The 10,959-nt window shown below is 72.6% G+C and carries 13 protein-coding genes; 4 read left to right on the top strand and 9 right to left on the bottom strand.

Annotated features, from left to right (window positions below):
• Nucleotides 1–345: a DUF6912 family protein gene (locus VFZ39_RS12640; RefSeq protein WP_330866123.1), complete on the bottom strand. Its 345-nt coding sequence runs from the start codon at nucleotides 343–345 to the stop codon at nucleotides 1–3.
• Nucleotides 342–1,784 (bottom strand): wax ester/triacylglycerol synthase family O-acyltransferase, encoded by a 1,443-nt coding sequence (locus VFZ39_RS12645; protein ID WP_330866124.1) that lies wholly within the window; start codon nucleotides 1,782–1,784, stop codon nucleotides 342–344. Before VFZ39_RS12645 ends, VFZ39_RS12640 begins: the two co-directional genes overlap by 4 nt.
• Nucleotides 1,785–1,899: 115 nt before the next feature.
• On the opposite strand from VFZ39_RS12645, the gene VFZ39_RS12650 reads away from it, so the two are divergent.
• Complete coding sequence (locus VFZ39_RS12650; protein WP_330866125.1) at nucleotides 1,900–2,310, top strand: hypothetical protein; 411 nt, start codon at nucleotides 1,900–1,902, stop codon at nucleotides 2,308–2,310.
• A 1-nt stretch (nucleotide 2,311) separates the two neighbouring features.
• Nucleotides 2,312–3,637: a hypothetical protein gene (locus tag VFZ39_RS12655; RefSeq protein WP_330866126.1), complete on the top strand. Its 1,326-nt coding sequence runs from the start codon at nucleotides 2,312–2,314 to the stop codon at nucleotides 3,635–3,637.
• On the opposite strand, the gene VFZ39_RS12660 is transcribed toward VFZ39_RS12655, so the two are convergent.
• On the bottom strand, nucleotides 3,616–4,827 hold the full coding sequence (locus VFZ39_RS12660) for a hypothetical protein (protein ID WP_330866127.1): 1,212 nt from the start codon (nucleotides 4,825–4,827) through the stop codon (nucleotides 3,616–3,618). The two genes, VFZ39_RS12655 and VFZ39_RS12660, sit on opposite strands and share 22 nt — an antisense overlap.
• Nucleotides 4,828–4,829: 2 nt before the next feature.
• The gene (locus VFZ39_RS12665) at nucleotides 4,830–5,483 is read right to left on the bottom strand and encodes a hypothetical protein (RefSeq protein ID WP_330866128.1); all 654 of its coding nucleotides are present in this window, start codon (nucleotides 5,481–5,483) and stop codon (nucleotides 4,830–4,832) included.
• Between the two features lie 102 nt (nucleotides 5,484–5,585).
• On the opposite strand from VFZ39_RS12665, the gene VFZ39_RS12670 reads away from it, so the two are divergent.
• Nucleotides 5,586–5,828: a helix-turn-helix domain-containing protein gene (locus VFZ39_RS12670; protein ID WP_330866135.1), complete on the top strand. Its 243-nt coding sequence runs from the start codon at nucleotides 5,586–5,588 to the stop codon at nucleotides 5,826–5,828.
• 39 nt (nucleotides 5,829–5,867) lie between these two features.
• Here VFZ39_RS12670 and VFZ39_RS12675 read toward each other — a convergent pair whose 3' ends face one another.
• Genes VFZ39_RS12675 through sigE form a run of 3 tightly spaced genes read right to left on the bottom strand, consistent with a single transcriptional unit; the run spans nucleotide 5,868 to nucleotide 8,243 of the window.
• Nucleotides 5,868–7,193, bottom strand: coding sequence for a S1C family serine protease (locus VFZ39_RS12675; protein WP_330866129.1), 1,326 nt, complete (start codon nucleotides 7,191–7,193; stop codon nucleotides 5,868–5,870).
• A gap of 31 nt (nucleotides 7,194–7,224) precedes the next feature.
• Nucleotides 7,225–7,653 carry a hypothetical protein gene (locus VFZ39_RS12680; RefSeq protein ID WP_330866130.1) on the bottom strand — a complete coding sequence of 143 codons (429 nt, stop codon included), beginning with the start codon at nucleotides 7,651–7,653 and terminating at the stop codon, nucleotides 7,225–7,227.
• Nucleotides 7,654–7,673: 20 nt separating this feature from the next.
• On the bottom strand, nucleotides 7,674–8,243 hold the full coding sequence (gene sigE / locus VFZ39_RS12685) for an RNA polymerase sigma factor SigE (RefSeq protein ID WP_330866131.1): 570 nt from the start codon (nucleotides 8,241–8,243) through the stop codon (nucleotides 7,674–7,676).
• A 324-nt stretch (nucleotides 8,244–8,567) separates the two neighbouring features.
• On the opposite strand from sigE, the gene VFZ39_RS12690 reads away from it, so the two are divergent.
• Nucleotides 8,568–9,176, top strand: coding sequence for an O-methyltransferase (locus tag VFZ39_RS12690; RefSeq protein ID WP_330866132.1), 609 nt, complete (start codon nucleotides 8,568–8,570; stop codon nucleotides 9,174–9,176).
• A gap of 15 nt (nucleotides 9,177–9,191) precedes the next feature.
• Here VFZ39_RS12690 and VFZ39_RS12695 read toward each other — a convergent pair whose 3' ends face one another.
• Both VFZ39_RS12695 and VFZ39_RS12700 read right to left on the bottom strand, forming a co-directional pair.
• Nucleotides 9,192–9,530 (bottom strand): hypothetical protein, encoded by a 339-nt coding sequence (locus tag VFZ39_RS12695; protein WP_330866133.1) that lies wholly within the window; start codon nucleotides 9,528–9,530, stop codon nucleotides 9,192–9,194.
• Between the two features lies 1 nt (nucleotide 9,531).
• Nucleotides 9,532–10,959, bottom strand: a 1,428-nt coding sequence (locus VFZ39_RS12700; protein WP_330866134.1) for a leucyl aminopeptidase family protein, incomplete at its 5' end; no start/stop codon positions are given.

A 10,959-nucleotide genomic window follows, 5' to 3' on the forward strand; every position in this document is an offset into this window, starting at 1 on the left:
TTAGTCGGCGAGCAGCTGCTCGATCTCCTGGGTGGCGAACCACGCGAGGTCCTCGTCGGGGTCGGCGTCGGCCGGCCGATCGGCGACGTCGCAGTGGACCGCCACGACGTCGCGCAGCGTCACCGGCGCCTCGGCTGCGTCGACCTCGGCCACGACGACCACGCGACGACCGGGCCCGCCGAGCAGCGCAGCAGCTGCGTCGGCTGCGGCCATCAGCGCGGCGTACTCCGACTCCTCATCCTCGCCCTCGGGCTCGAACCTCTCGACGTCGGACGCGAGTCTGCCCTCGTCGACCAGACGACGGAGCCGATCGAGCGTGGCCGGCACGTAGGAGCGCACGGTCACGACTTCCGTGAGGTCTTCCTGCGCCCGCGCGGCACCCGGGGCCGCGCCCCCGACGCGGTGTCGAGCAGCTCGGCGAGTGCCTCGGTGACGCACTGGCCGAGGACGTCGGCGTCCGGGAGCAGGTCCCGGTCGGCGGTGATGCCGTAGAACACCGAGCCGTCGTACGACGTGACGCCGATCGCCAGGGCGTGGCCGGGCTGCAGCGGGTGGACCGGATAGGTCTCGAGCATTCGCGCCCCCGCGGCGTGCAGCGGGGACTGCGGGCCGGGAACGTTGGTGACGTTGAGCTGCGAGCCGCGGCCCAGCTCCTCGGCGGCGACCCGCGAGCCGATCGCGTGGAACGTCGCCGGCGCGAACCCCGCGATGCCGGCCAGCCGGTTGGCGGCCACGCCGCGACCGGCCTCCTTGTGGGCCTGGAAGGAGTACGACACCTGGTGGAGCCGTACGACGGCGGACGGCTCGCCCACCGGGAGCTCGACCCAGTGAGCGGCGATCTGGGTGCCGAGGGAGGTCGCCTCGAGGTCCTCGTCGATCACCGAGACCGGCACGACCGCCCGGATCCGCCGCACTCCTCCGAGCGACTCCGCGCGGGTCATCAGCCAGCCGCGCAAGGCACCGGCGACCGTCGCCAGGATGACGTCGTTGACGGTTCCGCCGTGCGCCTCCCGGATGGTGCGGTAGTCCGCGAGGTCGGTGCGGACCGTGACCACGCGCCGCTGCCTCGACAGCTCCCCCGCGATCGGGCTGACCGGTGCCGGGCGTCGGTTGGCCAGGGCCTCGGCCACCCGACCCGCCCGCGCGGTGACTGCGCCGGCACTTCGCCAGACGCCCGCGGCATTGCCGCGGACGGTGTCGAGCACGAGCCGCGGGTCGTGGACGACGTCGTCGAGGGCGGTGAGGACCAGACCCAGCGGGGACGGTGGCCGACTGGGACGCCAGTCGTCGCGACCCAGGGTTCTCGCGTCGGAGCTGGTGTCGAGCATGACCTGGCCCAGCTCGACGGTCTCGACACCGTCGACCATCGCGAGGTGCGACTTCGACAGCACCGCGACCCGGCCGTCGGCGAGCCCCTCGACGAAGTAGACCTCCCACAACGGTCGGTCGCGGTCCAGTGGTCGAGACACGATCCGGGAGACCAGCTCACGCAGCTGGTCCATCGTGCCCGGACGCGGGAGCGCCGAGCGGCGCACGTGGTAGGCGAGCTCGAAGTGGGGGTCGTCGAGCCACAACGGGTTCGCCAGCCGGCCCGGCACGGTCTGCAGCCGCTGCCGGTAGCGCGGGACGAACGAGATCCGGTCGGCGATCAGCTCGAGCAGCCGCTCGTGGTCGAACCCGGAGCCGGCCGGGTCGAACACCTCGACGGTCGCGTTGTGCATCGGCGACGTCGGCGACTCCAGGCCCAGGATCGCGAGGTCGCGCGGTCGCAGCCGATCGCTCATCGCCGACCCCTTCCCGCTCCCGGGTTGTCTTTCGTGGGATTCTGGCAGAGGACGCGTCCGCACAGGACGACCCGTCCCGAGTTGTCCAGAGCTTCCCACGGAGAGGAACCCCGACGTGCGACGCATCGCCCTGCTGGCGAGTGCCCTGATCCTGGCTGCCGGCCTGGTCGGCTGCGGCTCCGACGAGCCCGAGGCCGGCCAGCCCGAGGCCAGCCAGCCCGAGGCCAGCCAGCCCGCGGACCCGACGTCGACGGCGTCGCACGACGGCTCGCAGCAGATCCGGATCACGTTCGAGGGGGACCAGGCACCGCCGGTGGAGCGGGTCCAGGTCGACGCAGGTGAGACCGTCGAGCTGGTCATCACCTCCGACGCCCCCGGGGAGCTGCACGTGCACTCCGACCCGGAGCAGAGCCTGGCCTACGACGCCGGGACGACCACCGTGCCGCTGACGATCGACCGGCCCGGCGTCGTCGAGGTGGAGCGGCACGAGCCCGAGGCGCTCGTGCTCCAGCTCGAAGTGCGCTGACGTGGGCGACGGGTTGACGTCCGCCCACGGCCTGGGCGGACCGGCCGACCTGCCCGTCCCGCCTCAGCTCGCCATCGCCGGTGCGGTGGCCGCCCTGGTGGTCTCCTTCACCGTCCTCGCCGTCGCGTGGCGTACGCCGAGGTACGACCCGGACCCTGGCGGCCAGCCCGCCCCGGCCGGCCTGCAACGGCTGGTCGACCACCGTGCGTTCCACGTGGTCCTGCGCGCCATCGGCCTCGCGGGGCTCGGCTGGTTCGGGCTGGCGGCGGTGTTCGGCCCGAACCTGCTGACCAATCCCGCCTTCGGCATGTTCTACGTCTGGTGGTGGGTCGGGCTCGTCCCCGCGTCCGTGCTGCTCGGCCCGGTATGGCGCGCGATCAGCCCGGTCCGCACCATCAACTCGCTGTTCGCGAAGCTCTCCGGCAGCGACCCTGACCGCGGCATCTACGACTATCCGGCACGGCTCGGCTACTGGCCAGCCGCGCTCGGGCTGTTCGCGTTCGTCTGGATGGAGCTCGTCTACCCCTACTCCACCGAGCTCGGACCGGTCCGGTTGTGGGTGGCGGTCTACCTGGCGGCGATGCTGATCGGAGGAGCGCTCTTCGGCAGCGGGTTCTACGACAGGGCCGACCCGTTCGAGGTCTACTCCTCCCTGTGCGCCAAGCTCTCCATCTGGGCGCGCCAGGATGACGCACTGGTGGTGCGCAGCCCGCTGGCCAACCTCGCCACGGTCACGCCCCGAGCGGGTCTGGTCGCCGTGGTGTCCGTGCTGTTCGGCAGCACGGCGTTCGACTCGTTCCGCAGCTCGTTGACGTGGATCAACTACACCGACGGTGGCCCGCTGAAGATCTCGACGATGAACCTGCTGGCGCTGACCGCCTTCTGCGTCGGCGTCGCAGTGATCCTCACCGTCGGCAGCGCCGCGACCGGGGTCGGCGAAGGCCTCCGCCGGCGCGACCTGCCGGCCCAGTTCGCACACTCGGTCGTGCCGATCATCGTCGGCTACATCGTCGCCCACTACCTGAACTACCTGATCGAGGTCGGCTGGGACACCCTGATCTACGCCAGCGACCCGCTCGGCCGAGGCTCGGACTGGCTGGGCACCGCGGACCTGGACCGGATCAGCTGGTTCGGCTACCACCAGACGCTGCTCGCCTCGGTCAAGGTGCTCGCCGTGGTGGTCGGCCACGTCCTGGGCGTGATCGCGGCGCACGACCGGGCGGTCGCCGTGCTGCCGCGGCGCCACCAGGTGACCGGTCAGCTGCCGATGCTGTTCGCGATGATCTCGTTCACGGTCGGCGGCCTCTACCTGCTGTTCGCTGCCTGAGCCGGCTGAACCGGCTGCGTCAGGACCGCGGCCGCCACGCCCGCCACGGCGCGCCCGACCGCGGAGTCGCCGATCTCCACCAGCGAGCGACCAGCGACGAGCGCCCGGTCGACGGCCGTCCGGTCGTCGGGGAGGAAGTGGATCGCCGCGACCCGGGCGGCGCTGCGCAGCATGCCGGCGATGTCCGGTTCGGCCCAGCCCAGCGTGGGTCGCATCCGGTTCACCACGACGTGGGGATCGGTGCGGCCGGTCGTCTCGGCCAGCTCGACCAGTCCGCGCGCCAGCCGTGACAGGCCTACCGGGTCAGCGCTCCCGACCACGACGACGTCGTCGGCGACGCGGAGTGCGGCCAGGGTCATCGTGTTCCGCCCGGCTCGGCCGGCGTCCGACGCCGGTTCGGGCTCCAGGCAGAAGCCGGTGTCGACCACCACGTGCCCGTGCCCGGCGGCGACCTCCAGCAGGTGCTCGACGACGCCGTCGCGGACCTCCACCCACCGGTCGGGCCGCGGCAGTCCGGTCACGACGCTGAGTCGGTGGTCGAGGGACCGTTGCACCGAGCCGAACCGCTCCGGGAGCTGGCCGGTCGCCGCCACCCGCGTCGCCGCCAGCAGGCCTGACACCTCGTCGACGATGCCGAGCTGCTGCGCGACTGCGCCGCCATAGGGGTCGGCGTCGACCAGGATGGTGCGGTGGGTACGGCCGAGCTCGGCGGCCAGGCCGGTCGCGAGCGTCGTACGCCCGGGTGCGCCGGCCGGTCCCCAGACCGCCACCACCCGCCCCGGCTGCCGTGGGTCGGGGGTCCGATCCTCGGTCTCGCGCGCCACCGTGGGCTCCGGCTCCTCTCCGGCCGCGACGACCTCGGGCAGCACGGCGAGCTCGTCGTCGGCCACCACCGCCCGGACCCCGATCCGCGTGGCGCGCAAGGAGGCCGCCTCGAGATCGGGCCCGGCGGGCAGCACCGCGACCGGCCGGACGCCGTGGCCGCGCAGGTGGTCGACGGCATCGCGGTCGAGCCCGGGGGCATCCAGCGCGACCAGGGCCACATCGGCCTGACCCGCGGTCGCGGTGGCGAGCAGGTCGCCGACGTCGACGCAGCGCTTGAGGACCACCACGTCATCGCGCTCGGAGAGTCCGGTGAGCGCTCGCGACTCCCAGGTCGCGCCCGCCGCGAGCACCAGGACGACGACCACGGTCAACCCCCCACGACCGTGACGACCGGGGTCTCGAGCGTGGCCAGCAGCGCGAACCAGCTCTCGGCCTCGCGCGGCTCGACCGCCAGCACCAGCTGGCGGACGCCGGTGAGCTCGTCGGCGGCGGGAGCGTCCACCACCGTCACCGACTCCAGAGCGGCGCCCGCGCAGTCGGGACACCGGACCGAGTCGCGGACGTACACGTTGACGACCGAGCCGGAGCCGACGCTGTCGGGCACGAGGTCGACTGCGATCGGCAGCTCCAGGACGTCCGCGTCAGCCGACGTACCCACTGCGGCACGGGGCAGCAGCTCACCGCGACCCACGCCGCGCACCAGCCGGGCGTCGGCCGGCAGCGGGTCGTCGGCCGCGTAGTAGCGGTCGAGGTCGGTGGCGTCGGCGAACCGCACCCGCCGCGCTTCCAAGTCTCCCGAGCTGAGCTGCGCGCCGCCGGCCAGGTCGACCGCGGCAGCCCACACGGTCACGGTGTCGTCGGCCGCGGCGAGCAGCCGGGATCCGGCGACCACCGAGACCGCGACGAGCGCGACTCCGATCCAGAGCCGTGGATCGCGCCAGCCGGGTCTGGTGGCGCGGGCGGCGGCCGGTGGCCCGGCGGAGGGCGCAGCTGACGGTGCAGGGTCCCCGAGACTCGTCACCGGCCCATCATGGACCGGTACGTCGCAGTCGGGAAGCGGGTTCTCCACAGGGCCCGCGGGTCGGCGTACCGACCGGGCCGCGCGGGATGGGCCGATGGCGCCATGCCCGGCATGCCCCGCTTCCTGACCCTGGCCGACGTGGCCGAGGTGCTCAACACCTCCAGCGCGCAGGTCTACGCGCTGGTGCGTCGCGGCGACCTGCCGGCGATCAAGATCGGCGGTCGCGGTCAGTGGCGGGTGGAGGCAGAGCAGCTCGAGGCGTACATCAAGCGCATGTACGACGAGACCCGCGACTACGTCGACCAGCACCCCTTCGTCGAGGCCGAGGCCGACGACCCCCGCTGAGTCGTGCCCCGACTCGCGCCGCACGGGCACGACTCGACGTCAGCCGACCTCGGCGCCGAGCGTGATGGACACGACCTGCTCGTCGCCGCCCCGCACGACCGTGAACTCGATGGTCTCCCCCGGTCGGTAGGTCCGGATCGCGACGATCAGCGAGATCCCGTCGGTCACGCGCTCGCCGTTGACCTCGGTGACCACGTCACCCTCCTCGAGACCGCTGGCCGCGGCCGGCGTGTCGGGCATCACCGAGTCGATCCGGGCGCCGGCACCGTCGCCGGACCCGCCGGTCTTCACCTTGGCGCCGATCACCGGGTACCGCGCCTCCCCGGTCTTCAGGATCTGGTCAGCGGTGATGCGGACCTGCTCGATCGGGATCGCGAACCCCACCCCGATGTTGCCGCGGTCGCCACCCAGACCGCTCCCGGTCGTGGCGATCGCACTGTTGACGCCGACCACCAGTCCGCGGAGGTTCACCAGCGGTCCACCGGAGTTGCCGGGGTTGATGGCGGCATCGGTCTGGACGGCGTTGATGTAGGACGGGTCCGAGCCCGACTCGCCCGTCGTGACCGGCCGGTTGAGCGCGCTGACGATGCCCGAGGTGACGGTCGAGCTGAGACCGAGCGGCGAGCCGAAGGCGACGACGGGTTCGCCGACACTGAGCTCGATGCTGGACCCGAGCGCGGCCGGTGGAAGCGCTGCCGCCTCTCGCGAGTAGAGGACGGCGAGGTCGTACACCGGGCTGCGGCCGACCACCTCGGCGTCGTACCGGTTGCCCTCCTGGTCGACGATCTCGATCGGCCCCTCGCCCTCGGCCGCTGACTCGACGACGTGGTTGTTGGTGACGATGTGGCCCTGCCGGTCGAGCACGAACCCGCTGCCGGTGGCACCGCCTTCGGTGTTGTCGAACTCGGCGACGATCTGCACGGTGCTGGGCAGCAGCCGGTCGGCCACGCGGACCACGGACCGGTTCCCGCCGGCGAGCGGCGGGGACGTCTCCAGGTCGACACCCTGGAGTCCCTCGGACACCCCGCCCGTGGGCTCGCGGTCCGCAACGGAGTCGAGCAGCGCGGCCCCCACGGCTCCGCCGACCACGCCGACCATGAGCGCGAGGCCGGCGACAGCCGGCCACAACCAGTGGGAGACGCGTCCGCGCGGTGGCGCGGGTGGCTGGGCCGCCGGGTACGGCGAGAGGTACGTCGGCGCCGGCGGTGTCATCGGTCGCGTGAGGGGTGGCGGCGTGTGCCAGTGTCCCGGAGGCGGCTGGTTGACCGGCGGCTGCCAGGAGTCGCCGACCGACGGCCGGATCGGCTGCGTGGGCTCGGTGCCCTCGTCCGCGCCGTGCTCCGGGCGCTCGTCGTGGTCGGTCACCCGCTCATTGTCCCCTCACGGGCCAACCGTGCTACCGGGAGGTGGTCGAGGACGGCTCCAGCACCGACCCGGGGATGCGGGACGGTAGCGGGCGAGGAGCGTCGGTACCACCGAAGTTCGTGACCGGCGCCCTCCGCTCGGGTGCTGGGGTGTTGGCTGTGATGCCGAGCGCCAGCACGCCGAGCACGGCGACCCCGGCCGCGGACCCGCCGATCGCGATCATGCCGGCGCGACGTGACCGCTGGCTCGGCGCCGAGGCGGTCGGGAACGGAGCGGGAGAGAGCAGTGAGCCCTTGAGGTGCGCCGGGGCGCGGTCGACGTCGGCGGACAGCCCGGCCAGCCGGGTCTTGACCCAACCCTCACGCTCGACCGCGTCGCGGCAGGCATGGCAGGCATGCACGTGCGCCCAGGCCCGTTCGGCCTCGTCCGGTGGGAGCTGGCCGTCGAGCAGCGCGCTCACCCGAGGTCCGAGGTGTCCGATCACAGCGCGGCCTCCGGGGCCACCACGGGGCCGGAGTAGCGCTCGCGCCCGGGCTCGGGCTCGCGGTGCGGCAGCGCACGGCGCAGCATCGCCCGTCCGCGGTGGATCCGGGAGCGCACCGTGCCGAGCTTGGCGCCGAGGATGTCGGCGATCTCGTCGTACGACAGGCCCTCGACGTCGCACAGCACCACGGCGGCGCGGAAGTCGGGCGGAAGGGTCGCCAAGGCGCGCTCCACGTCGTCGTCGAACATCTGGTCGGCGATCGCGAGGTCCGGAGCCGGTCCCGCGCTGCGCAGAGTGCTGGCACGCTCGTCGGACAGGGCGTCGAACCGGATCCGCTGCTTGCGGCGGGCCTGGTCGAGGAAGAGGTTGGTGGTGATCCGGTGGAGCCACCCCTCGAACGTGCCCGGCGTGTAGGTGTGGAGGCTGCGGAACACCCGCACGAACACTTCCTGCGTAAGGTCCTCGGCGTCGTGCCGGTTGCCCGTCAGCCGGTACGCGAGTCGGTAGACGCGGTCGGAGTGACGCTCGACGATCTCGTCCCAGGTGGGGACCTCGTTGGTCGTCATCGGCCCCTCCTCACGAACAGCCTGCGGACTCGACTTCCGGGGTTTCAGTGTTCGTCCTCTCTCACGCTAGGGCGTCGGGCTGAGAGGAACCTGAGGCTGCTCTCGTTCCCCCAAACGACCGTCGGCCCCCGCGTGTTCCCGATCACACGCGGTAGGGTCGAATCCACCCAGATCCGTCCACCGCAAGCCCACCGCCACCGACCGCGCGGCCGGACCCAGGAGGCCACCATCTCCACGTCGAACACAGCCTCGAACACCACGTCGAACACCACCTCGAACCAGGCCCCACTCAAGCCCGCCAGCTGGTCCTACGCCGAGTCGTTCGTGGCCGAGGACGAGGTCCTCGTCAACGCCCGTGCCCGGGCGAAGGAGGTCGGCGTCGCGCCGATCGGCGCCGGCGGCGGTGCGGCGCTGCGGTTCCTCGCGTCGGTGCTCGAGGCCCGGGCGGTGGTCGAGGTCGGCACCGGCACCGGCGTGTCCGGTGTCTGGCTGCTGCGCGGCATGCGCTCCGACGGCATCCTGACCACCGTCGACATCGAGGCGGAGCACCAGCGGCTCGCCAAGGAGTCCTTCGCCGAGGCCGGCATTCCGGCGCAGCGGGCCCGGACCATCTCCGGAGCCGCGCTCGACGTGCTGCCGCGGCTCACCGACGGTCACTACGACCTGGTCTTCTGCGACGGCGACAAGGCCGAGTACGACGCGTACCTCACCGAGGCGCTCCGCCTGCTCCGCCCCGGCGGTGTGGTCGCGTTCGACAACGCGCTGTGGCACGACCGGGTGGCCGACGCCTCACAGCGCGACGAGCAGACCGTCACCATCCGCGAGCTCGGGAAGCGGATCGCCGAGGACGACGACCTGGTGTCGGTGCTGCTGCCGGTCGGAGACGGTCTGCTGGCGGCGAAGAAGGTGTGGTCGCCCGACGCCGGGGAGTGACGGCCGACGGCCGGGTCAGTACCGGGCCGCCGACTGGAACCCTTCGCGCCCTTCGGCGATCGCGACGATCTCGCACTCCTCGACCAGGACTGGGGAGCTCCCCACGATCTGCGAGCCGGGCGACTCGGCAGCACCCTGGCTGAACGTGCGCTGGAAGTCCGAGCGGTCCTCGTCGGTGGCGAACACGTAGCAGCCCTCGAACCACTGCCCAGGCTTGATCCGCCAGGTCTTGAACCGTAGTCCCGGGTGGTCGGTGAACCGCGCGTGCGAGGTCTCCTCGACGTACGCCGCCAGCTGCTCGACCACGTCCTGCGGCGCATCCTCCAGCGACCAGCGCACGGTCAGCCCACGCATGTCATCCTCTCGCGTCGCCAGGGCGGGATCGGCCGATGCCGCGCAGCGGATCGGGGCCGGTCAGCCAGCTCAGCAGCACCCGCGACCCGAACCCGGTGGGGCCCTTCGTCCACTCGTGGTGCTCGTCGGGCGAGTCACCGACCGAGGCGAGGTCGAGGTGGGCCCACGGGGTGTCACCCACGAAGTGCTGCAGGTAGAGGGCTGCCGAGATGGCACCGGCGTGCTTGGGACCGTTGTTGGCGTCGGCGATGGTCGAGGAGATGTGCTGCTCGTAGTCCTCGACGAGCGGGAACCGCCACAGCGGCTCGCCGGAGGCGTCGCCCGCCTCCCGCAACGCGCCCGCGAGGGTGTCGTCGTTGGCGAACAGGCCCCCCGTCCGCTCCCCGAGCGCGACCCGCATGGTCCCGGTCAGGGTCGCGACGTCGACGACGACTGCCGGGTCGAGCTCGGCGACGGCGTACGCCAGGCCGTCGGCCAGCACCAGCCGTCCCTCCGCGTCGGTGTTGGTGACCTCCGACGTGCGCCCGCCGAAGTGGCGGAGCACGTCGCCAGGTCGCAGCGCGTTGCCCCCGACGGCGTTCTCGGCGGCGCAGACCAGGCCTGTCACGCGGACCGGGCAGTCGAGCTCGCGCAATGCGGCCAGCACCGACATCACGACGGCACCACCGGTCATGTCGCGCTTCATGTTGACCATGCCCTCGCCGGTCTTGATCGACAGACCCCCGGTGTCGAAGGTGATCCCCTTGCCGACCAGCGCCACCAGCGGCGCCTTCCTGCCGCCGCGAGGGACGTAGTCGAGCCGGATCAACCGGGGCGGGGTGGCCGAGGCCCGTCCGACGCCGAGGATGCCCCCGAAACCGTCCTTGGCGAGCCGGCGCTCGTCCCAGACCGTCACCTTCAGACCGGTCTCGGTCGCGAGCTCGTCGGCCTGGTCGGCCAGCCACGGCGGGTTCTTGATGTTGGACGGCACGGTCGCGAGCATCCGGGAGCGCCAGCCGGCACCACCGAGCGCGATCCCGCGGTGCACGGCGGCAGCGGCACGTTCGTCCTCGGCGGTGTCGGCGAGCACCACACGGGCCACGGGTGTGTGCTCCGGACCGGCCGAGCGCAGGGTGAACCCGAACGAGCCCAGCGCCAGGCCGACCACGAACGAGGTGAGCCCCTCGTCCCCGGTCACCGCGGCCACTGAGCTGGCAAGGGTCGGCCGGTCGACCACGGCGCGCGCCACAGCGGCGCCCGCGCGGCGGAGGTCGGTGCTCGACTGCGAGCCGACGCCCACGAGCAGCACCGACCGCAGCGCGGGATTTCCGGCGATGCCTGTGGGGACGGGCACCGTGATGATCTCCCCGGTCTTGCCCTCGGCCTGCTGCGCCTCGAGCACGTCGAGCAGGTCGACCCCGAGCGCCTCGCCGACCTCGGCACCACCCGG

This window comes from Nocardioides sp. (genome assembly GCF_036374615.1).
In the GTDB taxonomy this organism is placed as follows: Bacteria; Actinomycetota; Actinomycetes; order Propionibacteriales; family Nocardioidaceae; genus Nocardioides.